Raw genomic sequence first — 25502 nt, forward strand, 5'->3', positions numbered from 1 at the left:
CTGTTTATATGGTTATTAATATTGTCTCAGCCAATATAACTTTCAATTTTTTCTGCAATTACTCGGTCATTTGACAAACGTGGGAGTTTATTCTGCCCCCCCAATTTTCCCAAAGAACGCATATAATCCACAAATGTATTCTTTTTCATGCTTCTAATCACAAGTGGTTGCAAGACCCGTCCCTCAATAAGATCGAAATAGTATGTATTTTTTTGTTGTAACGCTCGGTCCAACTTCGATCTAAAACGCTCTATATCAACTGGTTGTTTTCCAAACTCAATAAACCATTCATGATAAGGCAATTCACCGACGGGCGGATTCACCTGAGGAGCAACTGTAAACTCCGTGACCTCCACGCCCTCTTCTTTTGCTACTTGCATAAGTGCAAACTCGACTTCCTCTCCGATAACGTGTTCACCAAAAGCCGAAATAAAATGCTTAATACGTCCTGTAACGACAATTCGGTAGGGATTAAGGGAAACAAATTTCACCGTATCACCTATGTTATAGCCCCATAATCCCGCATTTGTGCTTAAGATAAGCGCATAGTTTTCATTTAATTTAACTTGTCCAATACTAAGCCTTCTTGGGTTTTCATGGAAGATTTCATCTACAGGGATAAATTCGTAAAAAATTCCGGCATCACAAAGTAATAATAAACCTTTTTCTTTTTGGGAATCTTGATAGGCTATAAATCCTTCGGAAGCGGGATAGGTTTCAATGGAGTCAATACGCTTCCCAACCATATCTTCAAGTCGCGCACGATAGGGTTCAAAGTTTACGCCTCCGTATACAAAAAGACTGTAATTAGGAAATACCTCTTTTATTTTTTTGCCACCTGCCTTATCAGAAATTCGTTCGAAATACATCTGTACCCATGGCGGAATACCGGAAATCAACCGCATATCCTCTCCGATCGTTTCATCGACAATCGCATCTACTTTGGTCTCCCAATCCTCTATACAATTCGTTTCATAACTCGGCAACCTATTCTTCCGGAGATAGGCAGGCACATAGTTAGCCACAATTCCCGAGAGCCGTCCGATTTTAATTCCATTTTTTTCTTTCAATTCGGGACTTCCTTGCAGGAAAATCACTTTTCCATTCACAAATGAAGTATTCCCTGTTTCGTGTATATAACTTAACAGTGCGTTCCGGGCGGCGATTATATGTTCCGGCATCGATTCACGCGTCAGCGGAATGTACTTTGTCCCGGAGGTAGTCCCCGAAGTCTTAGCCAAATAAAGTGGTTTTCCCGGCCACAAGACGGCTGTTTCGCCAGCTACAACCCGTTCTATATAAGGTCGCAAACCTTCATAATCCCGAACCGGAACCATTTTTTTAAAATCTTCGTATGATTGAATTGTTGAAAATTGATGATCTTTTCCGAATGCAGTGTTTTTCGCTGCTGATACTAATTGATCCCGAACTTTTTCCTGTACTGCTGCCGCCTGGTATTTCCATCGATCAATTTTCTTGGTCACAAATGCAGCAAAAGGCTTACTTAAAGCAGCTTTTAATCCCATACGCTCAGTTAACGGTTGATTTCAATCAAATTATATTTTTAATAAATGTGGGATCTTCTTCCCCTTTATACTCTTTCATCATCTGCCTGTACGCCAAAGCAATGGCAACACTAGAGAGAGGAACTACCAAAAAGGAATTTACCAAACTCAAGGCTGCGGACAGCATGGGATACGATCGATAATTAAAGTAAATCGACAACAAATGCAAAATGGTCAAAAAAGTTAATAGAAGCAATAGTTTTAGGAAATTACCTCGGGTGATCGCAAAGCTCAGACGAATGGCCTTGAACGGACGTTCATGACGATCAATGATAAAAAAGGGATAAAAAGCGACCCGCATCATAAAGCTGATCAGAAAGAGCACCGATAGGATGGTAAATAAATCGACCGCATGCTTCGTGCTATTAAAAATATAGATTACAGGTAAAATAATGACCGCCAATACCGCAAAAGCGCCGAGTATGATCGCCACCAAGCTCAACATAGCGATAAAAAAATAGCTGATTTCCTTTGTCGTCGGAACGGTGTCCTGCAAAGAAACATGTTCTCTCGCATCGTCGACCACATGAAAAATATATTTAAATAAGGTAAGTTGAATGCCAAAATACAATACCACGAAAATAAGCGCCATAAACGAACTTAATACCCGACTAACATCACGAAAATAAAAGGCTAAGATTCCCGAGGCATTAGAAGTTAAAAATAGTAGCAAACAAAGTCCTGCGATGGAGAAGTAATGCCTTCTCAAAACATCCCACGACCGGTTAATGACATCATTTACGGCAAAGGTACTATCTTTCAGAAACTGAATCATATATTTTTTATATCAGTACAAACCTAATATAAAATTTTTTTATTAGCCTAATTTCGTTTTTAATTTTCGATGATAATTGTGTTTGCTATATCCTAACGAGGTACTTATTAGTAAAGGAAAATTTTTCATTAACTTTTATTGTCGCTTTGGCTTACGCGTGTGCTGCACCACACACGCGCAAGGTAAAGTGAGATGAAAACTGTACGGCTATAAAACAATCCTACGTTTTTACTGTTACCGTATGCGAAATGACCACATCTTCAAAACACATAGTATTCATTCTTAGTTTATGATCGTAGAAACCAACATCCGAGCCACACATATGTTTCGGCTAATCGCTAAATGGATTATCATTTATTTATTGTTATCAATTGTTGTATGCATTGGATACCTCGAATTCGGCTGGCGTATTGCTATCCCGGAAACTGAAATAGCGATCATGGGTACAGCGCTTTCTATTCTCATGGGTTTCCGTGTCGATGCAGCTTATAAAAGATGGTGGGAAGCAAGGATAATCTGGGGCGCCGTTGTCAACAATTCCCGAACCTTCGCTCGTGAAGTGAAGGGCTTTTTAGGGGTAGCGCATATGGATACTGCTCGCGAGTTGATTTACCGGCAAATCGGCTTTGTTGAATCAATGGGAAAACATCTCAGAAGACAGGGAGGTGTAGAACATCTAAGCCGGTTGTTATCACCGCAAGATTACGAAACCGTTAAAAGCAAGAAACATGTGCCGAATACACTACTTATGATGAATTTAAGACAACTATCAGACTTGAATGAGGCAGGAAAATTGAACACCTATTTATTGGTACAACTCGAAACTATTTTGCAGAATTTGACCGATGAACTTGGAAAAGCTGAAAGAATCAAAAACACGCCTTTCCCTGTGCCATATGGCTACTTTTCGTGGTTACTGGTCCATACTTTTGCCTGCTTGATCCCTTTCGCGATGGTTAAGGAACTTGGTTATGCAACCCCTATTCTGGCCATGGTCATCTCTTTCATCTTTTTAATTATCGAACAGATTGCGATTCAAATACAGGATCCATTTGAGGGTCAGCCCAACGATACGCCCATGACAACAATTGCCAAAAACATTGAAATTGATCTGAAAGAAATATTGGGTGAGTACCCACTTCCCGAACCTCTTAAACCGAAGGCCGGTGTGAGTATGTGATAATTTAAAATTCAAAAGTAAAAAGTAAAAACCTGATCAAAACGAGCTCATGGCGCTTCTGAAATAAAAGATTCCATCATTCAAAAAAGAAACCTGCTGTAGCAGCGAGGTGTGTGCAAAATAATAAAGGCCCTACTTATCGTGATAGATAGGGCCTTTTCAATTATTACAAAATCATTGTTAAATAAATTCCCCGCTCTCCGGATCTTCATATTCCCTTTCGATCAATCGCTTCACGTCACATGTCCCTGTTGCGCCTCTGTATAATAGTGCACTGCCTATCGCAACCTGTCCAAGGGCCAACAAGGGCCTTTTAAAAAGGTCACGCACGCCTTTGTAAATCATATAAGTACCTGTTCCTATAGATATTACACGTTCGGAAAATTCGATGTTGCCGCAATCACGCTCTGTTAGCAGATATTCTTTATGTGCCATGATGTTTATTTTTTATTTATAACAAACGTTTAGCCATTAGGTTTTGCCTACAAGTTATTCTTCTATCCCCTGTCGACCTAATTTATGCGACGATTTAAAGGCAACGATTTTCCGCTCTACCCTAAACCGGTAACGTTAAATCAGGTGCAAAATCTTCATCATGCAGGTGACTGATCTGCGTAGCTTTTTCGTAATTGGTAGATTTTTTCGAGAAAAAGTCGTGCTGTGTTGTCTCCAAATTTAAACCATTTAGGACAATGGGATTGACTTCCTTTACTTCGAAAAGCTCCTCAAAACCCAGGTTCATGAATGCTTTATTGGCATTATATCTTACATACTCTTTTACCTCCGCGGTAAGGCCCACATCGGTATAAATCTCTTCCGTATATTTTAGCTCGTTTTCGTAGAGTAGCATAAGCAAATCCGTTACTTTCTTCTTCACCTCCTCCTGGTTGGATAATTTCCGGAAAATATCCTGGGCCAAAAGACCTACGAATACACCGTGGATGGACTCATCGGCCACAATCTTTTTGATAATATCAGCACTCGCCACCATTTGTCCTTGCCCGGCAAGCCAAAGAGGGATAAAAAAACCGCTGTAAAAGAGAAATGATTCAAGCAGTACGGAAGCAGCAAGCGACATAAACAACTCTTCGTTACTCACCTTTTTCTTGTCCAACGACCGATAATACTGATCGATCGTAGCGGCTTTAAATTGAAGATACTTATTGTCTTGCACCCATTCAAATAATTCATTGATTTCCGGCGTACTCGCCACCGTCGTGAAAATCGTTGAATAAGACTTTGCATGAATAGCCTCCATCATACACATATAGGACAAAACCGCTTTGCTTTGTAATCCATCAATATGATCCAATAGTTTCGGCATCCCTGTATGACTTTGCAATGTATCCAATAACGTTAAGCCTCCCAAAGCTTTTTTATAGGTTTCTTGCATTTCAGGACTTAACTTCTTCCACACATCGATATCCTTTGAGGGAATATATTCGGTATCGATCCAAAATTGCCTGATATTTTGTTCCCAGAACATCCCTACATAATCATTTTCTGGTGTATTCCAATTGACTGCTTTATATTGATTCATAGTATGCGTTGTGAGTTATGCGTTATGAGGTAGAGACCTCCTTCCCATAATTTTCTTGTTATTATTGATATTTGTACATAATGCTTCTTACAGATTGCCAGACTTGCTAGGCACCCACAATCAGCAATCGGCAAGACACAACTGAGTTAAACCGAACAAGAAATGCATTCATCGATAGATGCTTTTCTAGTTCGCGTATAATAGAGAGACTTCAATCCCATTTTATGCGCGTAGATATAATATTTAGCTAAATCTCGGGTTGTATCTTTGGAATTCGTATGTAAAATAGTAGAAATTCCTTGATCCACATGCCTTTGTATAACCGATATGAGACGCAGTACATTGTTTTGATCCATATCGTAAGCCGACTTATAATAAAAGTAGTTGTCATTATTCAGGTAGGGCATCGGATAGTAAGTCGTGCTATCGCCGTACTCACGAACCTCAATCGTATCTACTACGGGCATAACAGAAGCTGTTGCATTCATAATATAGGAAGTCGATTGATTCGGAGCAATCGCCATGCGATATGCATGGTATACGCCATATTGCATAACATCCTGCTTCAATTGCTCCCATGCCGCACGATCGGGAATTGCAATCCCTTCGAACAATTCCTTAACACGATCTGTTATCGGGAAATGATCCGAAGCGAGATATTTATCAAAATAAGTGCCGTTCGCATAATCTGAGTCTTCAAACCCCTTGAAAGTTACACCACGTTCCTTGGCGATTTCCATGGAACATTCCAGTGAATAGAAATTCACCATCATAAAAAATACATTCGCAAAGTCAAGTGCTTCCTTGCTTTCATAAGTGATGAAATTTTTAGCAAGATAGCCATGCAAGTTCATTGCTCCCAAACCGACACTGTGCAACTCGCGGTTGGCTTTCTGTATGGTTGGAACCATCTTAATATCGGTCATATCCGATACCACGGTTAACGAACGCATGGCTGTTTTCACCACCTCTTTTATGCGTCTATTTTCCATTGTTGTCGCAATGTTTAACGATCCCAGGTTACAAGAGATGCCATAACGAATGGTATCTTCTTGATGGTATGGATTGATATCGGACACCTCCGATAACTGCATGATCTCCGTGCACAAATTCGAAAACTTAACCGATCCAATACCATTAAGGGCGTGCCCGCGATTGGCGTTGTCTTTAAAGAAAAGATAAGGATAACCACTCTCCTTTTGTGTTTGGGCAACTTTGATTAATAAATGACGTGCATTAATTTTGCGCTTTTTTACTTTTGGATTGCTCACCAACTCGTCATACATCTCGGTCATATCCAACTCATCCAAATACTGGCCGTACTCTTGAAACACCGTATGTGGGTAGAAAAGATAACAAACTTCGTCGTCCTCCGCGATCTGCATAAATTTATCCGGAATAATGACGCCAATAGATAAGGATTTAATACGCGATTTTTCGTCGACGTTAATTTTCTTACAGTCCAAAAATTCTTCAATATCACTATGGAAAACATTCAAATAGACGGCACCAGCGCCCGGTCTTTGTCCCAACTGATTGGCATAGGAAAAAGTGTCCTCCATGATCTTCATAACCGGTAATACACCACTGGAACGCCCCTCCACACCTTTTATGGCTTCACCACGAGCCCTCACTTTCGAAATATTAAAAGAAACCCCTCCGCCAATAGAAGAAAGTTTCATAGCTTCGTCAATGGCATAGCTAATACCGCTTAGGCTGTCACCTATTTCATCCAAAAAACAGGAAACCAACTCGCCTGAACGTAGTTTGCCTGCATTAAGAAATGTGGGCGTAGCCGGTTGATATTCCTGATTGATCAAAATTTCAGCATATTCCAGCGCACGATTCAAATCGCCCGATGCAAGATAAAGCGAAACACAGACCACCCGATCTTCGTAACGTTCCAAAAACTTTTCACCACTATCATCCCGCAAAGCATAGCTTTGAAAAAACTTAAAAGCGCTCATGAAAGAAGGAAACCTGAATTTCTTCGCATACACAAAATCATAAACCTCTTTCATTTGTTCGAAAGAATAGTGTTCGTAGAAATTGATATAATATTTGTTTTCAATCAAATAATCTATCTTTTCTTTCAAGGTATAAAAGAACACCGTATTTTTATTCACATAGTCCAAAAAATATGATCGTACGGCCTCCTTATCCTTATAAAGGCGAAAGTCGTCTTCATCTTTGGTCATGATCTCGTTGTTCAAGAGTATCCACTTCTTAGCTATGTTCGCATTCTTTGTTATTGTGGTATTCATGGTATTCGTTTATCTTGTTAATAAATTGTTGAACATCCCTGCTGCTACCGGAAAGTTCAAATTTAAATAATACAGGAAGCTGGTAAATCGCGGCAACCGTATCGGCCGCTCTGCCATAATTAGATCCCCAATTTCTGTTTCCACTGGCAGAAACAGACTGGATCAAATCGTGGTTTTGCTTCATGAACTTATCCGTAACAAGGGGCACTTCACCCCTCCCTGTAGTAAACGTGATAAGATGGCCCGGTTGCGAAATCGACAAATTCTCGGAGATTCGACGGATGGACCAACCAGTCTGCGCCATCAGCTTATGCACAAACCGATCTACATTTCCCGTTTTACTATCGTAATAGATCCAATGTTGCATAACCGAAGATTTTACCTAGGCTTGCAAACTGCTAATGGTTAATAACTCTTCCGGTTTAAAACCAATAACGCGCTTCACTTCTTCATTCTCTTTGGTTACGATAACGGTTGGCACTGTTCGAACCCGGAATTGCATGGCTACTTCGGGATTCTCAAAAGGGTTCACTTTCTCGTAGTTAATACCCTTATTATCAAGAAATTCTGACACCATATTGCAGGGTGCGCAATTATCTTTTTCGAATTTTATAACTCTTATCATAGCCTTAACATTTTTTGTTTTTAAAAATAGAGGGTAAGTGCAAAGGTGCACCTTAACATTTAGAATCAGTGTAAATAATTTTCAACACAGGGTGGATTAATCCACATTTCTTTATTTGAAGAAAATTGGTATGATTTTTATTTTGCGGAATGGAAGTTATTTGTTATTGGTAGGTTTTCCTTTTGCTAGTTGACTTAGCGCAGGTTAAGGCTAAAGACACAGGTATCGGGAGCTATTCAACTACTTTTCTACTCACCTATTTTAACTTGGGACTACAATCGTTACTTTTACCCCTCTGCTTTCGAGCTCCTTTAACATATGAGGTGGAATGCCTTCATCCGTTATTATTTCGTCAATTTCATCAAAACCACAAATTCTACCAAAGCCACGTCGACCAAATTTAGTGGAGTCTGCCAATACAATTGTCTTCTGAGATACCTCAATCATTTTACGATTCAGATGTGCCTCCAATCCACTGGTCGTAGTCAATCCAAAATCAGGATCAATGCCGTCGACACCAAGGAACAATTTACTGCAGAAAAAATCTGCTAAAATTTTTTCCGCATAAGGCCCGGCCACGGAAGCGGAACTCGATCGCATCATACCACCCAGTTGAAGAATTTCAACATTCGGATGTCGGTTCAATTCAATCGCCACCTGAAGCGCCGATGTAACAACGGTTAGATTTCCCTGGGGATGGATATGCCGCGCCATCGCTAACACAGTCGTTCCGGACGCTATAATGATCGAATCATTAGGTACAACCATCGAAGCAGCCATTTCGGCTATAAGGGCTTTTTCTTCCGACTGCAATTTCTCTTTTTCCACCACAGACCGATCAATCGTATAAGGATTATTTAACGTAGCACCTCCATGCGTACGGAAAAGCATTTGCCTTTCTTCCAACAGCTTCAAATCCTTCCTTATGGTAACAGTTGATACATCGAGTTCTTTTCCCAGATCCAATACATGAATGGAACCTTTTTCCTGTAGTTGCTTAAGAATAAATTGATGACGCTCTACACTATTCATAGATTTATTTTGTGCTAAATTAATCTTTTTGGCGGAAAACACAAGAAAACGGATGATGTTTCATTTTATTTCGAAATGATTTCGAAAAATTATTTTTGATTTCTTAATAAGATGTTTAACTTTGATTAACGCAACCAATTGAACAAAAAAGAAAGAACAGATAAATTGGGCATTCACATGCAAGAAAGAACCATTCATCAGCATACATTCAATCGTCCTGTAAACTTAGCGCAACTCGGTCACGTTCAACATTGGGACATGGCGATTATAGGCGGCGGGGCTACCGGTTTAGGAATAGCCGTTGATGCCGCAAGCCGTGGCTACAAAACCTTATTAGTAGAACAGGCCGATTTTGCCAAGGGGACTTCCAGTAGAAGTACCAAGCTGGTTCATGGAGGTGTTCGCTATCTTGCCCAAGGCGATATCAAACTCGTTTATGGTGCGTTAAAAGAACGAGGCATTATTTTTAAGAATGCACCTCACCTAGCACATGCACAAAGTTTTATCATCCCCTGCTACACTTGGTTCGCACAGTTAAAATTTCTGATAGGCTTAAAAATTTACGATTGGATGGCCGGTAAATACCGAATCGGAAAATCATCCTTATTGTCTAAAGAACAGGTCATGACCCTTATACAGGGTGTAAAATCCGACCGATTAAAAGGCGGGATAGAATATTACGATGGTCAGTTCGATGATGCTCGGCTAGCCATCAATTTGGCGCAAACGGCCGCCGAGTTTGGTGCAACACTCTTAAATTACGCAAAAGTTACACGCTTAACAAAGGATAATAATGGAAAAACGACCGGCTTTGTCGTCGTTGATCAGGAAAGCAACCAAGCCTATACGATTGAGGCCAAGTCGATTATCAATGCCACCGGTGTATTTGTGGACGACATATTAACGCTCGAACAAGCGAATCATCAAGCATTGGTACGACCAAGCCAAGGTGTTCACGTAGTGGTAGAGCGGTCCTTCCTTCCGGGAAAAAGTGCTTTGATGATACCGGAAACAAGCGATGGACGGGTGCTTTTTGGTGTACCCTGGCATGACAAACTAGTACTTGGAACAACCGATACACCCCTTAACCAGCACAGTTTGGAACCCAGAGCGCTTGACAGTGAGGTAGACTTCATCTTGAACACAGCAGGTCAGTATCTCGAAAAAAAACCATGCAGAAAAGATGCTTTGAGTATATTTGCGGGCTTAAGACCCTTGGCAGCCCCAAAAGACGGCAAGGAAAGCACAAAGGAAATCTCGCGCGATCATAAACTGATCGTTAGTAATTCCGGCCTCATTACCATCACAGGTGGGAAGTGGACTACTTATCGTAAAATGGCAGAAGACACGGTAAATCAAGCCATTAAAACCGCAAAACTTGCTTATCTACCCTGCAAAACGGTTGATATCAAAGTTCATGGTGCTATTTCAGCCGATCGTGAAAAGGGGCATTGGGCAGTATATGGTTCGGACGCAGCAAAAATAAAAAGCTTAATTACACCGGAAAGTGGTTTAGATGAAAAACTACATCCCGATTATCCTTACGTGAAGGCAGAAGTTGTGTGGGCCGTCCGTGGGGAAATGGCCCGAACTGTTGAGGATGTATTGGCAAGAAGAATACGAATGTTATTCCTTGACGCAAAGGCAGCGCTCGAAATGGCTCCGGCTGTCGCACAGATAATGGCCAAAGAACTCGATAAAGACGATCATTGGATGCAAGAACAAATCATCCAATTCAATACCCTTGCAAATGGTTATAAAGTTTAACCAAACATATAGGCCAATGATAAGAACATTATAAAAATAATTATGACTGAGAAAAAATACATACTTTCACTTGATCAGGGAACAACCAGTTCCCGGGCGATTATTTTCAATCAGCAAGGAGAAATTGTATCCATCGCACAAAAAGAATTTACGCAATTCTATCCCAAATCAGGATGGGTAGAGCACGATCCGCGAGAGATTTGGTCCTCACAGATTGCCGTCATAGCGGAAGCGCTGGTAAAGGGAGAAGTTAAATCAGCAGACATTGCAGCAATCGGGATTACCAATCAGCGGGAAACCACCATTGTTTGGGATCGTGATACCGGTAAACCTGTGTACAATGCCATCGTTTGGCAAGATCGACGCACTGCTTCCTACTGCGATGAATTAAAAGAACAAGGTTATGAGGATTTGATCAGAAAAAAAACGGGTCTTTTGATCGACTCTTACTTCTCTGCCACTAAAATCCGTTGGATTTTGAATCATGTAGACGGAGCTCGAGAGAAGGCAAAGCAAGGAAAATTACTTTTTGGCACAGTGGATAGCTGGCTTATATACAATCTAACAGATGGCGAAAAACACGTTACCGACGTAACCAATGCGTCCCGAACGATGCTTTACGATATTTCCGCTATGCAGTGGGATCAGGAATTGTTGGAACTGTTTGATATTCCTTCCAGTATGCTTCCTCAGGTCAAATCATCGAGCGAAGTTTATGGACAAACGGCAGGCAAAATACTGACCGATCACATTCCGATAGCAGGTATTGCCGGCGATCAGCAAGCCGCGCTATTCGGACAATTATGTACCAGTGAAGGCATGGTGAAAAACACGTATGGAACTGGTTGCTTTATGTTAATGAACATCGGCAATAAGCCTATTTTATCCAAAAATAACTTGGTAACCACCGTTGCCTGGAAAATTGGCGACCAGGTAACCTACGCCTTAGAAGGCAGTATTTTTATTGCCGGTGCTATTGTACAATGGCTTCGGGATGGTTTAGGCATCATCAAGTCATCGGAGGAAGTTGAAGCCTTAGCAAACAAAGTGGATGACACCGATGGTGTTTATCTAGTCCCGGCATTTGCAGGATTAGGAGCTCCCCATTGGGATTCCTATGCACGGGGAACCATTGTGGGATTGACTAGAGGAAGCAATGCATCCCATATTGCCCGCGCCGCATTGGAAGGCATCGCTTTTCAAACCGTAGACATACTAAAGGCCATGGAAGCAGATGCAAAAAAAGAAATCCACGAATTACGCGTAGATGGCGGTGCTACAAATAACAATTTACTGATGCAGTTCCAGTCCGACATTTTACAGGCAGATGTGGTACGACCGAAAATTACAGAGATTACCGCCATTGGGGCTGCCTATCTCGCGGGCCTAGCAGTTGGCTATTGGAAAGATATGGCCGATTTAAAAGATCAGTGGCAAATCGACAACACATTTAAACCAAACAAGCAAGTCGATGTTGAAAATCGTATGAAAGCTTGGCACCGTGCCGTTGAAGCGACTAAAGCATGGGCTCGATTGGAAAGTCAAGTAGCCAATTAACTTAGGTGATAATGAGCCAAAATGATGACCGAAAGAAACGAATTTATCGTCGCTTCGATATCTTCCCGAACTAGCTTATTGGCAGAAAGGGAATTCGCAATCGGTTACGAATATACAAGTAACAACCAGTAACGAACAACAGATAACTAATAACTAATAACCAGTAACTAATAACCAAATTATGACACCTTTTATAGCAGAATTCCTGGGTACAATGATCTTGATTTTATTAGGTGGAGGGGTTGTGGCGAACGTGTTACTCAAAGGCACAAATGGGCATAATAGTGGCTGGATCGTAATCACAACGGGATGGGCATTAGCCGTATTTACCGGTGTAGTCATCGCGGGGCCTTATAGTGGTGCACACTTAAATCCTGCGGTTACCTTTGCCATGGTCTTAAGTGGTAATCTAACTTGGACTGATGCATGCACCTATATATTAGCGCAATTTACGGGAGCGATGACGGGTGCTTTTCTCGTATGGCTCATGTATAAAGACCACTTTGACGAAACCGAAGATGCAGGTGCTAAACAAGCCGTATTCTGTACATCACCTGCCCTTAGAAATTTACCCATCAACTTGATCAGTGAGATCATTGGAACCTTTGTACTGATTATCGCCGTATTCTTTTTTAAAGATGGTGAAATTGCGATTGAAAATACCAAAACCCCCATAGGTTTGGGATCTGTCGGCGCAATACCTGTCGCTTTTGTCGTTTGGGTCATTGGTTTATCGCTTGGCGGGACAACGGGTTATGCCATTAACCCGGCCCGTGATCTCGGGCCACGAATCATGCATGCGATTTTGCCCATAAAAAACAAGGCGAATTTTAATGCAAGCTATGCTTGGGTTCCTGTTATTGGGCCACTTATCGGAGCGGCCCTTGCTTATGCTATTTATACTATTGTAACCTAGCGTGCGCGTTCTGCATGGATGATGCAAGGGGGCATTCGTGCATTTTTCACCATGTTACTTAACAATAAAATAACACATACATAATATTATAAACCAGGCTGTACTACAGCTTTACGAAAAAGTGTCTGCCTTTCAGGCACTGATTGTTTTGAATGAAACCTGCATACTATGCAAGCTTCATTGCTATTAAAAAGAAACAATTTATTCTAATGAAAATTATGAAAAGTAACATTTGTTTACTGTTATTTGCTTTTATTGTAAGTACAGTAGGTTATGGACGCCTAAGTGCACAAACAACACAAGGAGCAATTACCGGTACCGTAAAAGGCGAAAATCAAAGTCCGATTGCCGGAGCTTCTGTGGTGGTAAAAAATGAATCAACGGGATTCACCAATACGACCACAACGAACAACAATGGCCAGTTCAATTTCAAACAGCTACCTTTAGGGAAGCCCTACACCATTAGAGTCAGCTATATTGGTTATTCACCGCACGAACAAACCGGTTACGCCTTGAATCAGGGTGATATTTTACGACTCGACATTTCTTTGAGCAGTGAATCGGTACAAATGGATGAAGTCGAAGTAAGCGCATCCAACATTAAAAATACGGTTGGGAACTTCGGGGCCGCGACTTCTGTTACCGGAAATGACATACAAAAATTACCGGTAAACGGTCGGAACTTCACGTCCCTGATAGACCTCTCTCCAATGAGTAATGGAAACAGTATGGCCGGACAACTGGCGTCTTCCACGAACTTCACACTGGATGGCATGACCTCTCGTAACCCAACTTCGGGTGGCACGGCTAACCGCCGTGGCGGTTCATACGCTATTTCAATGGAAGCGATACGAGAATTCAAAATCGTAACCAACCAATACGATGTAACCTACGGCCGCAGTGGCGGTGGTACCATCAATACCGTAACCAAATCCGGCACGAATACCTTTACGGGAAGTGCCTTTGGTTTCGCCAGGGCCGATTGGCTATCCAGTCCTTACGATATACGTGGAAACAAACAGGACAACGAATTCTCTACTTACCAATATGGTTTTTCTTTAGGTGGACCTATTGTAAAAGATAAAGCGCATTTCTACGTCACCTGGGATCATCAGGCGGATGCTAGGCCGTTTCAAGTTGCTGACATCCGGTCACCGGAAGATGAGAAGCGGTACAATGTCACCCAATCTACACTTGATCAATTTTTAGACATCGCGAGGACTAAGTATGGTGTTGCTAACTCGCCGCAGTTCGGGTCTTTTGACCGAAAACGAAGCACCGACGCTGTTTTCGCGCGAGTTGACTGGCAGCTTAATAACAAGCATTTGCTTACACTTAGAGAGAATTTTGTCTATGATAATAACAATCACAGCTTGGGCGATAACTCAAAAATTAATCTATACGAAGTCTATGGTTCTGTAAAAACATCAGATAATAGTTTTTTAGCGACACTCCGATCGGTATTGAGTCCAAAAATCACCAACGAGCTCAAAGCACAGCATTTATACACGTCTGAATCTTCCGTCCCCAATGAGCAGCTTCCTTCCAAAAGTATTCCACGTGCAATCATTCAAAACATCAGTTCCACGATCGATGGGAAGGAAGTCCTGACCGATATACAATTAGGAGGCCAGCGTTATATACCCGAATATTTCTATAACAATGTTTTTCAACTATCCGATAACTTGTATTATAACACCGAAAAAATCAATTACACTTTTGGAACGGATATCATGTACACCCACATGAAATCACTTTATGGCAGTGAAATGAACGGTCGATTTTATTTCACAGGGCTCGAAGAATTCAATAATCTAGACCCCTATCGCTATGCCCGTGAAATCGCTCTGGACGAGGACCCCAGCGTGAAACAAAACATTTTAACAGCGGCACTTTATGCGCAAATGCAAACCAAGCTGGGAAAAGGTTTAGACATGATGGCTGGTATCCGTGCAGACTACACTTCTTATATTAACAAGCCTAATTTCAATCAACTAGTTTACGATGAACTTGGCTTAAACACTTCCAACTCATTAAACAGCTTCATCTTACAGCCCCGGATTCAATTCACCTGGGATATCAATGAACAGCAACGAGATATCTTAAAATTTGGCGCGGGTATTTTTGGATCGGATATAAACAATTACGCCATGATCAATAATATGGTCTTCGATGGCACGAAAGTCGCAACCATTGATATTCAACGCAGTAGCCCCGGGGTACCCTTGGGTGTTATCCCCAATTTTCCGCAGTACCGACAAGATCCAGGTTCCGCTCCAGGATATGAATTGTTTGAACAGCTTGGTGTCACGCCTACCTCCACCATCAATATGAACGGAAGCGACGCAAAAATACCAACGGTTTACAAGGGAAATATTTCTTACAACAGGCTCATTACGAATCGATTAAAGTTAGGCCTGAGCCTTTATGCCAGTTTAGCGCGAAATAATTATATGTATGTAGATAAAAATATGGTTGACGAACCGTTCTTCCGTATTGTAGACGAAGCGAACCGGGGGGTCTATGTACCGGCCTCAACGATCAATACCGCAAATGGATCAGCCGATTGGCAAAATGGTCGCAAATCAACTAAAGTAGGAAGGGTATTGGAACTCAACAGCGAAGGTAAAATAAATCAATACGCCGTGGTACTCGACGGAACCTATCAATACTATAAAGATGGCGTTTTATCATTTAGTTACACCTGGAATGATAGCAAAGACAATACGTCATTCAACGGTGACGTGGCTAATACGGCGACCTTAGAACTGATGACACCCGGTGACCCACGCGATTTAAGCAGAATGGCCTATTCAAACACCCAATTCCGTCATAAACTAGTGATATATGGAGCGCTGCCAACCTTTTATGGTATCAGTATTGGCCTACGTTATTCCGGGATTGGGGGAACCCGTTATTCACTAGCCGTAAATGGAAATGTAAACGGTGATTTTGTTAACTCAAACGACTTAGCTTATATTTTCGATCCAAACAACAATAATGTACCCGAGGCTTATCGGAATGCTATTCAACAAATTCTAGCCAACCCGGAAGCGGACGCGGGCTTAAAGGATTATATTAAGCAAAGTATTGGTCAGATCGCCGAGCGAAACGGGGGGAGCAATGGCTTTTATGGCACCTGGGATTTACGGGTTACCAAAAGGTTTACTACTTATAAATCGCAGTATATCGAACTTTCGGGAGACATTTTCAATTTAGCCAATCTGCTCAATAAGGATTGGGGTGTACAAAAAACGCTTGGCAAGCAGAATATCTATAATATCAGAGGTTTTGATCCAACACTGAATGTCTACAATTATAACGTAAATACGAACGTAGGGGTTATTAATCCTTCAGGAAATCCGTACCAAATACAAATAGGCATTCGTTACGGTTTTTAATGACTATAAGTACCTTAAAAAAGCCCTAGCCCCCTGGGAGGTGCCTCCTAGGGATTCCAAACTCACCCTATAGGATTTGAAGTTAATGGGTAGATCGCCATGGATGTCTTGAGGTGCTAAAAACAAAATGATTTTCCAATAAACGCATAAATCTCAATATTTTACTTTCATTTCAACACCATTTCTTTCATTCAATCAACTGATCGATCCAAATGAAACATTATGAAACCATGATTCCAACCCTGCCCAGGGAATCTAGTAATCGTAGTCATTACTTGCGATAGGCGACAATTCATCCTCAACAAAAATTAAGCAAATGAAAAAAATTAAAACCAAACCATTAAAAAAAAGAGGCTTATTTAAAACTCAAATTAATCGAGATCGGAAAATTTCAGTGCTAGGGCGCGGACTGATCTTTCTATTAACATCACTCTTATACATCGCTACTTCATATGGTCAACAAACATTAACCATTCAAGGCATTGTAAGAGCTGAAGATACAAAAGAATCGTTACCTGGTGTATCCATCGTAGCCGATAACAAAGCAATTGCCATTTCCGATGCAAATGGCAGTTTTACTTTTAAGGTCAAGGTCAACAGTGAAGTAATTTTCAAATACGTGGGTTATCGGCCTTATACCTTAAACGCGACAAGTAATTTAACGAATCTTTCCATTAACCTAGAGTCCGCCAGCACCTTATTGGAGGACGTTGTAGTTGTTGGATATGGCACACAAAAAAAGGAAAATCTAACAGGTGCTGTGAGCACTTTAGATATGAAAGAAAAGGAAGGGTCGCCAACAACAAATATTAGTAATGCGTTAGCGGGCATGCCTGGCATGTTTGTTCGACTTGGTCAAAGTCAACCAGGCGTTGATCGATCAGAAATTAAAATAAGGGGAATGGGAACCTTAAGCAATAATAATCCACTCGTACTCGTCAACGGCATCGAATATTCAATGGACGAGCTAAATCCAGATGATATTCAAACTGTAACGGTACTAAAAGATGCTTCGGCCGCAATATATGGTTCAAGGGCGGCAAATGGTGTTATTTTAATTACAACCAAAAAGGGAAGCGGCATATCGCAAGTCAATTATAACTATTATAACGGTGTACAAAATCCCACACGAATGCCGGACGTTATCTGGGATCCGATTCAATATATGCGATTAAAAAATCAGGCACTTGCTAATCAAGGACAGGCACCCGTTTACTCTGCTAGTCAAATCGAAGAATACCAAGCAGGCATGGCCTCGGACCCCTATACTTACCCGGCTAATAATTGGTTTGACATCGCTTTAAAGGACGGGAATATACAAAAGCATAATTTAAGCTTTGGAGGTAGTTCTGATACTTATCAATATCGCCTATCATTGGGCTATTTAGATCGTGATGGGATCATGATCGGTCCGTCCGACAATGAAAAACGGTATTCCCTGGGTTTCAATGCATCCATTAATATATCTCCGCGTTTAAAAGTAGGTGCGTCTATTGATGGTTATTACAGAAATTATGAACAACCTTTTTATGGAAATAACTTCTTTCAATATTTAAGTCGGACATTGCCCATTCTAACGGATCGACTTGCAGATGGCAGGTATGGCAACTCCTGGTTATCTACGCCGGGTAGAAATAACTGGGAAAATCCACGAATGATTGCAGAAACAGGCTATTCCAAAAAAATCGTTCAACGCTTTTTGGCTTCCGTTTTTGCTGAGTATAAATTGCCTTGGAACATTACTTATAATATCAAATTTGGAGCGGATAAATATGATGGTCTTCTTTCCGAATTTACACCTCAAGTACAAAGCTTCAATCCAAAAACATTGAAGCCAACCAATTGGAACAGCCCTGCTACGGCACCAAGATCGGGCAAAACGGATGATAACGACTTGAACCTACATTTTTATAACACGTTAGACTGGAAACAACAATTTAACCAGAAGCACAATTTGGCCATTATGGTAGGGTCTGCCTACGATTATTTTAGTAACGGGCAGTTTGCAGCCGAAATGACCGGTTATTTGGATGAAACATTAACTGCGTTGAGTGTAGGAAGTATTCGAAATGCGATTTCAGGGAAAACGACTGAAGACGTTTTAATATCCTATTTCGGAAGAGCCAACTATGATTACAAAAACAAATACCTATTGGAAGCTACTTTTCGCTATGATGGTTCTTCCAGGTTTTCAAAAGAGAACCGATGGGGTTTCTTTCCTTCGGTTTTAGCGGGATGGCGTATCGATCAAGAAGATTTTTTCGATTCAGATCTTATCAGTTTGTTAAAATTGCGCGCCTCTGTTGGTCGTCTAGGAAATCAAGCTGTCGAGTTATATAGCTATGAAAACAATATCGAGTTAAAGCAAGATTATAGTTTCGGTGGCACAAGCGGACTACTTGCTCCAGGTGCAGCTGCATTAGCCTATGCAGACCCGAGAACGACCTGGGAAACAACAACAACATATAATGGGGGGCTTGATGTCGAGCTCTTGCAAAGCAAGTTAAATTTAACCGCAGATGTTTACAAAAAGCATACGACCGGCATTTTACGAACGGTTAATTTCCCATCACAAGTAGGCCTTACCGGCCCTAAAAGAAATGTTGGTACCGTAGATAATACAGGATATGAACTAACGGCACAATATCGCGATCAAGTAGGCGCTGTGAGCTATGGAATACAGGGAAATGTGGCCTATAATAAAAACAAAGTAATCGATTTAGATGGCCAAATTCTGTATGATTTTGATACAAATTTATCAACCATAACAAAAGAAGGTCTCCCTATAAGCTCGCATTACCTGTTGCAAGCTGACGGCTTTTTCCAAAATCAAGAGGAAATCGACAATCATGCTTTTCAAAGTAATGCAACAAGACCTGGTTATATCAAATATAAAGATATCAATGGAGACAACATTATAAACGGCGAGGATCGTGTTGCGCTAAACGAATCATCCGCAATTCCTAAATATACGTATGGATTTGGTTTTAATGTGGATTATAAAGGTTTATCGTTCCGCGCATTTTTTCAAGGTATAGCGGGTCTTAGAATCTATCCGACAGCCAATTTAGCTTATCCTTTCAATAATGGAGCGGGGGCTACAACAGCATGGTTAACCGAGGCTTGGACACCTGAAAACATGCAGGCAAAATTACCCATTGTGACAGAAAGTACGGGCAATAAAGATAATTTCCTGCAATCCGACTTCTGGTTAAAAAGCGGAGCTTATTTACGTTTAAAGAGCGTACAGCTGGCCTATCTAATTCCACAGAAGTGGACATCAAAAATCAATATTGCTAAAGTGAGTGTATTTGTAAATGCTGAAAATTTCTTAACTTTTTCGAAATACAAAGACTTCGATCCTGAAACGATCATCAACTATAGCTCACTCTATCATTATCCCATGCTTAAAACCTTTAGCGGGGGTATAAATGTAACATTCTAACCTTTCAATTTAATGCAGCGAAAAATGAAAAGCACAAAATATAACATAGCACTTATTTACGCAACCTTCGTCTTAGCGGCGTGCAATCCAGATCTACTAGATAGAGAGCCGGATTTCAAATATACGGAAAGCAATTTTTGGCAAACCGAAGCAACTGCTAATGCAGCATTAACAGGTATATACGCCGTATTAACCGGTAATGGATTATTTGGAGGAGATGCTACTCCTTTATGGGAAGAAGGTGCCACACCTAACGCCTACTGCTACAGCGGCGGAACTTTGGGCTATGATGCCATCGGTCGTAGTCAACAATCAGCCAGTACGGAAGGTATCATCGCCAATCGATGGGCACAATGCTATCAGGGAATAGGACGCGCTAACACGTTCTTCGCCCGCGTCGGCGATGTAGGACTTGACGCTGAAAAGCAGAGCCTCATGGAGGGGCAGGTTCACTTCTTAAGAGCACTCTATTATTTTGAACTTGCTACTTATTACGGTGGGGTCCCGCTCATTTTGGAAGCACCCAATCCCGACACGCAAGTAAGTATGGCACGAAATTCCCGAGAAGAGGTGATTGCGCAAGTCTTAACTGATTTAGACATCGCCAGTGAAAAGCTCCCTATAAAGCAAGCAGGAGGTGATATAGGAAGGGCTACGAAAGGTGCTGCCATGGCATTAAAGGCCCGTGTACTCCTCTACGAGGCAAGTCCTCTCCTAAACTCCAGCAATAGTTCTGAAAAATGGCAGGCTGCCGCAGATGCGGCAAAAGCCGTATTAGAGCTTGCTCCCGCTGCAGGTTACGATTTGTTCGAAAACTATAGAAACCTATTTCTGCCTGAAAATGAAAATAATAAAGAAGTCATTTTCGATGTGCAATTTCTATTTCCCGATGAGGGACATTCTTTCGATCTCATCAATACACAGTATAATTCAAACGCACCACTTCAAGATTTAGTGGATGCGTATGAAATGACAAATGGCCTGGCCATTAGCGATCCGAACTCAGGTTACGATCCTACAAAGCCCTATGAGAATCGCGATCCTCGGCTGTCGGCGACGGTCGTCTATCCAGGTTCACTTTTTAAGGGAGAAGTTGCGAGTGCCGACTATTATAAGCAAACAGGTTACGCCATGAAAAAGTATTCCATTTACGATGCCGAAAAACCGCCAATAGATAAATCAGATTTAAAATCAGGACAGTCCGAAACAAACTTCATTGTTCTCCGCTATGCAGATATATTAATGATGTACGCAGAAGCACTCAACGAAATAGATCCCAGTAACCCAGCCATTCTGGAAAGTTTAAACAAAATTCGCAGACGTGTCGATATGCCTGAAATTCCTTCGGATAAAAGCCAGTCAGAAATGCGGGAAATCATCAGAAAAGAAAGACGAATCGAATTCGCAGGGGAAGCCCTGTACTATAACGACATACGGCGATGGAAGACTGCCGAAATCGTGATGAACGCTCCTATTAAAACATGGCAGAATATGATTATCGAAACAAGAAAATTCAATCCTGCAAGAGATTACTGGTGGCCTATAGCACAAAAGGAGCTGGATTTAAATTCAAGCCTTGAACAGAATCCAAACTATTGAATTAACATAAATATATCATTTATATAATGTCGGACTGCAGGAGCAAAGCGTCCCATTATCGAGGATAATTTGTAATTTGCTCAATTGTTCGTAAAAAATTTTAACTATACAAAACAATGAAAAAACAATTTTTTTTAATGACTGCAATTTGTTTATTTACCTTTATGCAAAGCACCTATGCTCAGTTCAATAAAAATATAGTTATCGCCCACCGTGGGGCTTGGAAACAGGCAAACCTACCCGAGAATTCCCTTGCATCCCTTAATCACGCATCGGAGCTCGGTTGTCATGGTTCTGAATTCGATGTCTACCTAACAAAAGATAATATTTTGGTCGTAAATCATAACAAAGATTTTTATGGCATCGATATAGAAACAGCAACTTATCAAGAATTACTCGCCAAAAAGCATCCAAATGGTGAATCCATTCCAACCGTGGAAGCCTACCTGAAAGAAGGCATGAAACAAAAAAAAACCAAGCTAATTTACGAATTGAAACCTTCCAAATTAGGTAAAGAGCGTGTATTGAAAGCAGCTGAAATGTCTGTTGCTCTGGTTAAGAAATTGGGGGCAGAGAAATGGGTAGATTACATCACATTCGACCGAGATGCAGGAAAACATTTGGCGAAATTAGCACCTAAAGCAGAAGTGGCTTATCTCAACGGCGATTTAAGTCCTGCAGAGGCAAAAGCAGATGGGTTTAAAGGCATCGACTATCATTACGATGTTTTCAAAAAGAATCCATCCTGGATTCAAGATGCCCATAAGCTTGGTTTAACGGTTAATGTTTGGACCGTAAATGACGCGGTTGAAATGAAAAATTTATTGGATCAAAAGGTAGAGTACATCACCACCAACGAACCTGAACTACTTTTTGACATTCTAGGCAAAAAGTAATTCCTATGGCGTTATTGATAAATAAAATAAGAAAAGTTCTCTTTATCTGGAGCTTTTCTTTCTTTTTCACTTTTTCTTTTGCGCAGACCTATCGCCCAATTCATGGATGGTCTGATCAGGTTAATCAAAAGTTGGAGCATTTTCTCAATTCGACATTAATCATTAAAGAACGGAAAGTTGCTGTATTTGATTGCGATGGAACATTGCTCGGTCAAGTCCCTTATTACTTAGCTGATGAAGCTATTTATGCCTTTGCCAAAAAGAACTATGCGGAAAAAAGTGACAGTCTTTCCAAATCAAAAATGGCCATTATTGACGCGATGTTACATGGAGACAATGTGGGGGTCAGCTATGTCAAAAATCGCGTCGCCTTTTTAGCAGGATTAGATCCAGAAACGGTGGGCACTATTGGAAAAAACAGCTTCCAAGATAAGTACCAAGCCAAGTTTTACCCCGAAATGCGCGAATTATTGGCGAATCTCGAACAATATGGTTTCGAAATCTGGGTACTCTCCGCATCACCTGAACTACTATATCAGCAATTTGTCAAAGAGAATCTCGGCATCCCCGAGGCGCGTATCCTGGGTGTAAAATCCGTAATACACCAGGGCAAGGTAACGGATCAATTAGTTTATCCCGTTCCTCAAGATGACGGAAAAGCGGATGCCATCCAAACCTTTATCAAAGCTCGCCCCCTTTTTGTAGGCGGTAACAGCCGTGGCGATCTTGAAATGATGAATGAATCTGTTGGCATTAAACTCATCGTAAACCCCGACGATGAGAAAATAGAAAAGGGTGTCCACGCCGGTGCGATGGATGGCTATACAGTCAAACAATACTGGGATGAACACGAGGGTTTAAGTGTTTATTGCCGGGATGTAGAAGAAACGAATACGCCGTATGTCACGAAAGAATGGGGTATATCAGCAAATAAAAGTCATCCGAAAGCCAATCATTAAATTTATTATTATGAACAAACTGAAATCACTTTTAATTGTTTTTTTGCTATTCATAAGCTTTATCGAGTCGCAAGCTCAGCAAAGTTGGGATAGTACTTATCGACCAGCAGTTTATCCCCTACTGGTTGATCAATTCAAATCCTTCCCAAAATCAAGTACCGATATTGTTTTCCTTGGCAATAGCATTACAGCCGGAACCGATTGGAATGAATTACTTCAACTTCCACAGGCCCGAAACAGAGGAATCTCGGGAGATATTACCTTTGGGGTTCTTGAGCGCTTAGATGATGTCATTACCGGCAAACCTAAAAAAATCTTTATATTAATTGGTATTAATGATATTTCGAGGAATATACCAGATGAAATCATTCTCCATAATTACAAAACAATAGTAGAACGCATACAAAAGGGTTCACCTAAAACCAAAATCTACTTCCAAACTTTGCTACCGGTAAACAGCACGTTTGATAAATTCAAAAATCATTACGGCAAAGACGAACATATTCTTTCAGTAAATGAGGGTATCCGAAAGCTCACGAAAGAAAAGGGCATTCAACTCATTGACTTGTATCCCCACTTTCTTGATGGAGACAATCGCTTAAAAACAGCTTTGACCCACGATGGTCTACATTTACGCATAGAAGGTTATCAACTTTGGGCAAAAATCTTAAAAGATGGAGGGTATCTATGAATCGACATTTAAAAATTTGGATACTTGGCCTTATATTTTTCGTCAGCACGACAAGTTACGGGCAAAACACAACTTATAAGGCCCCTACATTAACGGATAGCAATTCATGGTCTCTGGTCTTATTACCCGACCCGCAGACATACGTGAAATTTAGTCGCAATCAGCCTATCTTCAATTTAATGACCCGTTGGATAAGCGAGCAAATAGATCCCCTACACATCAAAATGGTGTTATGTACAGGTGATTTAGTAGAACAGAATAATTTATGGATTCCCGCAGGCCAAAATGGCAATCAAGTCAGCATAGAGCAATGGCAGTCAGTAGCAGAAGGTTTTAGTTATCTAGATGGCAAAGTTCCTTATATTGCCGCAACTGGTAATCACGATTATGGTCTTAAAAGTGCGGAGAATCGGGAAACAAATTACAATCAATATTTCCCGCTGGATAAAAACCCTTTATCAAAAGCCTTGCTAAAAGAAATTGGCACAGACATTCATGGCAAACCCAGTTTAACAAATGCCGCGTATGAATTCAGCGATCCGAAAGGCACCAAATACCTTTTTTTAGTACTCGAATTTGCGCCTCATGATGGCACGATTGCTTGGGCGAAAGAAGTAGTCAATAAACCGGTTTATGCCCAACATCGGGTTGTATTACTCACACATTCTTACCTAAATGCGAAGAATGAACATATTGAAACCGAAGGTTACCAAGTAGAAAATCCCAATTATGGAAAGGCCATCTGGGAAAAACTCGTGAAACCATCAAAGAACATTGTACTTGTTTTTTCTGGACATATCGGTGCACCGGACGATGAAAGAGCACATATAGGCTTTCGTACGGACACAAATGCCGGTGGAAAAAAAGTACAGCAAATGACTTTTAATGCGCAGGCGCTGGGTGGTGGATGGCATGGAAATGGTGGAGATGGCTGGTTACGTATATTGGAATTTCTACCCGATGGAAAAACGGTGAAGGTAAAAACATTTTCACCTTTGTTTGCCATCTCACCTTCTACACAACACCTCGCTTGGCGAACAAAAGATTATGACGAATTTTCGTTTGAACTTGATGATTGAAAAGAAAAGCCTTCAATCGGGGAGATTGAAGGCTTCCTAACTAACCAATTATAAACCTAAATTATGAATGACACAAAGGTAGTGTACAAAATACACTTTGACAAATCCTTTCTTGCTGTTTAACATTTTGATGACAATAGTTAAAAAAACAAGCCCTGCAGTTTGGGAACCACAGGGCTTGACAAACCCAATATAAACAAAAACCACTTAT

At 41.0% G+C, this 25502-nt stretch carries 19 protein-coding genes; 11 read left to right on the forward strand and 8 right to left on the reverse strand.

What is annotated here, in order from left to right; translation table 11 throughout:
- Positions 1-26 precede the first annotated feature (26 nt).
- Both RYH73_RS13300 and RYH73_RS13305 read right to left on the reverse strand, forming a co-directional pair.
- Positions 27-1526, reverse strand: a complete 1500-nt coding sequence (locus RYH73_RS13300; protein ID WP_335313923.1) for a GH3 auxin-responsive promoter family protein — start codon at positions 1524-1526, stop codon at positions 27-29.
- 25 nt (positions 1527-1551) lie between these two features.
- The gene (locus RYH73_RS13305; RefSeq protein ID WP_335313924.1) at positions 1552-2340 is read right to left on the reverse strand and encodes a beta-carotene 15,15'-monooxygenase; all 789 of its coding nucleotides are present in this window, start codon (positions 2338-2340) and stop codon (positions 1552-1554) included.
- A 289-nt stretch (positions 2341-2629) separates the two neighbouring features.
- Between RYH73_RS13305 and RYH73_RS13310 the strand changes: the two genes are divergently transcribed.
- Positions 2630-3520, forward strand: coding sequence for a bestrophin family protein (locus RYH73_RS13310; RefSeq protein ID WP_335313925.1), 891 nt, complete (start codon positions 2630-2632; stop codon positions 3518-3520).
- A gap of 180 nt (positions 3521-3700) precedes the next feature.
- Here the strand turns inward: RYH73_RS13310 and RYH73_RS13315 are convergent, their stop codons facing one another.
- The 6 genes from RYH73_RS13315 to RYH73_RS13340 form a co-directional block, all read right to left on the reverse strand.
- On the reverse strand, positions 3701-3955 hold the full coding sequence (locus tag RYH73_RS13315) for a hypothetical protein (protein WP_335313926.1): 255 nt from the start codon (positions 3953-3955) through the stop codon (positions 3701-3703).
- A gap of 121 nt (positions 3956-4076) precedes the next feature.
- Positions 4077-5060 carry a class 1b ribonucleoside-diphosphate reductase subunit beta gene (nrdF, locus tag RYH73_RS13320; protein WP_335313927.1) on the reverse strand — a complete coding sequence of 328 codons (984 nt, stop codon included), beginning with the start codon at positions 5058-5060 and terminating at the stop codon, positions 4077-4079.
- 146 nt (positions 5061-5206) lie between these two features.
- Complete coding sequence (gene nrdE / locus RYH73_RS13325) at positions 5207-7324, reverse strand: class 1b ribonucleoside-diphosphate reductase subunit alpha (protein WP_335313928.1); 2118 nt, start codon at positions 7322-7324, stop codon at positions 5207-5209.
- Positions 7287-7691, reverse strand: coding sequence for a class Ib ribonucleoside-diphosphate reductase assembly flavoprotein NrdI (nrdI, locus tag RYH73_RS13330; RefSeq protein WP_335313929.1), 405 nt, complete (start codon positions 7689-7691; stop codon positions 7287-7289). The genes nrdE and nrdI overlap by 38 nt, the downstream gene beginning before the upstream one ends.
- A gap of 15 nt (positions 7692-7706) precedes the next feature.
- Positions 7707-7949 (reverse strand): thioredoxin family protein, encoded by a 243-nt coding sequence (locus RYH73_RS13335; RefSeq protein WP_335313930.1) that lies wholly within the window; start codon positions 7947-7949, stop codon positions 7707-7709.
- Positions 7950-8210: 261 nt separating this feature from the next.
- Entirely contained in the window at positions 8211-8981 is a 771-nt protein-coding gene (locus RYH73_RS13340) for a DeoR/GlpR family DNA-binding transcription regulator (RefSeq protein ID WP_335313931.1), read from the reverse strand.
- A 177-nt stretch (positions 8982-9158) separates the two neighbouring features.
- On the opposite strand from RYH73_RS13340, the gene RYH73_RS13345 reads away from it, so the two are divergent.
- The 10 genes from RYH73_RS13345 (at position 9159) to RYH73_RS13390 (ending at position 25291) form a co-directional block, all read left to right on the forward strand.
- Positions 9159-10748, forward strand: coding sequence for an FAD-dependent oxidoreductase (locus RYH73_RS13345; protein ID WP_442946087.1), 1590 nt, complete (start codon positions 9159-9161; stop codon positions 10746-10748).
- A gap of 42 nt (positions 10749-10790) precedes the next feature.
- A complete protein-coding gene (gene glpK / locus RYH73_RS13350; RefSeq protein ID WP_335313932.1) occupies positions 10791-12305 on the forward strand; it encodes a glycerol kinase GlpK in 1515 nt (504 codons plus the stop codon).
- A gap of 181 nt (positions 12306-12486) precedes the next feature.
- The gene (locus RYH73_RS13355; protein ID WP_335313933.1) at positions 12487-13221 is read left to right on the forward strand and encodes an MIP/aquaporin family protein; all 735 of its coding nucleotides are present in this window, start codon (positions 12487-12489) and stop codon (positions 13219-13221) included.
- 218 nt (positions 13222-13439) lie between these two features.
- Positions 13440-16622 (forward strand): TonB-dependent receptor, encoded by a 3183-nt coding sequence (locus tag RYH73_RS13360; protein ID WP_335313934.1) that lies wholly within the window; start codon positions 13440-13442, stop codon positions 16620-16622.
- Between the two features lie 316 nt (positions 16623-16938).
- On the forward strand, positions 16939-20067 hold the full coding sequence (locus RYH73_RS13365) for a SusC/RagA family TonB-linked outer membrane protein (protein WP_335313935.1): 3129 nt from the start codon (positions 16939-16941) through the stop codon (positions 20065-20067).
- Between the two features lie 24 nt (positions 20068-20091).
- Positions 20092-21666, forward strand: a complete 1575-nt coding sequence (locus RYH73_RS13370; RefSeq protein ID WP_335313936.1) for a RagB/SusD family nutrient uptake outer membrane protein — start codon at positions 20092-20094, stop codon at positions 21664-21666.
- Positions 21667-21782: 116 nt separating this feature from the next.
- Positions 21783-22562, forward strand: coding sequence for a glycerophosphodiester phosphodiesterase family protein (locus RYH73_RS13375; protein ID WP_335313937.1), 780 nt, complete (start codon positions 21783-21785; stop codon positions 22560-22562).
- 5 nt (positions 22563-22567) lie between these two features.
- Entirely contained in the window at positions 22568-23521 is a 954-nt protein-coding gene (locus tag RYH73_RS13380) for an HAD family hydrolase (RefSeq protein WP_335313938.1), read from the forward strand.
- Between the two features lie 10 nt (positions 23522-23531).
- On the forward strand, positions 23532-24212 hold the full coding sequence (locus RYH73_RS13385) for a GDSL-type esterase/lipase family protein (protein WP_335313939.1): 681 nt from the start codon (positions 23532-23534) through the stop codon (positions 24210-24212).
- Entirely contained in the window at positions 24209-25291 is a 1083-nt protein-coding gene (locus tag RYH73_RS13390) for a metallophosphoesterase (protein WP_335313940.1), read from the forward strand. Before RYH73_RS13385 ends, RYH73_RS13390 begins: the two co-directional genes overlap by 4 nt.
- The last annotated feature ends 211 nt before the right edge of the window (positions 25292-25502 follow it).

Origin of the sequence: Olivibacter sp. CPCC 100613, assembly GCF_036959255.1 — a bacterium.
Classification (GTDB): domain Bacteria; phylum Bacteroidota; class Bacteroidia; order Sphingobacteriales; family Sphingobacteriaceae; genus Olivibacter.

Bases quoted from the DNA above. Each gene is read 5' to 3' on its own strand.
- RYH73_RS13375 (WP_335313937.1), top strand. From the start codon at position 21,783: ATGAAAAAACAATTTTTTTTAATGACTGCAATTTGTTTATTTACCTTT.
- RYH73_RS13315 (WP_335313926.1), bottom strand. From the start codon at position 3,955: ATGGCACATAAAGAATATCTGCTAACAGAGCGTGATTGCGGCAACATC.
- RYH73_RS13305 (WP_335313924.1), bottom strand. From the start codon at position 2,340: ATGATTCAGTTTCTGAAAGATAGTACCTTTGCCGTAAATGATGTCATT.
- RYH73_RS13360 (WP_335313934.1), top strand. From the start codon at position 13,440: ATGAAAAGTAACATTTGTTTACTGTTATTTGCTTTTATTGTAAGTACA.
- RYH73_RS13340 (WP_335313931.1), bottom strand. From the start codon at position 8,981: ATGAATAGTGTAGAGCGTCATCAATTTATTCTTAAGCAACTACAGGAA.
- RYH73_RS13380 (WP_335313938.1), top strand. From the start codon at position 22,568: ATGGCGTTATTGATAAATAAAATAAGAAAAGTTCTCTTTATCTGGAGC.
- RYH73_RS13365 (WP_335313935.1), top strand. From the start codon at position 16,939: ATGAAAAAAATTAAAACCAAACCATTAAAAAAAAGAGGCTTATTTAAA.
- nrdF (WP_335313927.1), bottom strand. From the start codon at position 5,060: ATGAATCAATATAAAGCAGTCAATTGGAATACACCAGAAAATGATTAT.
- RYH73_RS13310 (WP_335313925.1), top strand. From the start codon at position 2,630: ATGATCGTAGAAACCAACATCCGAGCCACACATATGTTTCGGCTAATC.
- RYH73_RS13345 (WP_442946087.1), top strand. From the start codon at position 9,159: ATGCAAGAAAGAACCATTCATCAGCATACATTCAATCGTCCTGTAAAC.
- RYH73_RS13385 (WP_335313939.1), top strand. From the start codon at position 23,532: ATGAACAAACTGAAATCACTTTTAATTGTTTTTTTGCTATTCATAAGC.
- nrdI (WP_335313929.1), bottom strand. From the start codon at position 7,691: ATGCAACATTGGATCTATTACGATAGTAAAACGGGAAATGTAGATCGG.
- RYH73_RS13370 (WP_335313936.1), top strand. From the start codon at position 20,092: ATGAAAAGCACAAAATATAACATAGCACTTATTTACGCAACCTTCGTC.
- nrdE (WP_335313928.1), bottom strand. From the start codon at position 7,324: ATGAATACCACAATAACAAAGAATGCGAACATAGCTAAGAAGTGGATA.
- RYH73_RS13335 (WP_335313930.1), bottom strand. From the start codon at position 7,949: ATGATAAGAGTTATAAAATTCGAAAAAGATAATTGCGCACCCTGCAAT.
- glpK (WP_335313932.1), top strand. From the start codon at position 10,791: ATGACTGAGAAAAAATACATACTTTCACTTGATCAGGGAACAACCAGT.
- RYH73_RS13390 (WP_335313940.1), top strand. From the start codon at position 24,209: ATGAATCGACATTTAAAAATTTGGATACTTGGCCTTATATTTTTCGTC.
- RYH73_RS13300 (WP_335313923.1), bottom strand. From the start codon at position 1,526: ATGGGATTAAAAGCTGCTTTAAGTAAGCCTTTTGCTGCATTTGTGACC.
- RYH73_RS13355 (WP_335313933.1), top strand. From the start codon at position 12,487: ATGACACCTTTTATAGCAGAATTCCTGGGTACAATGATCTTGATTTTA.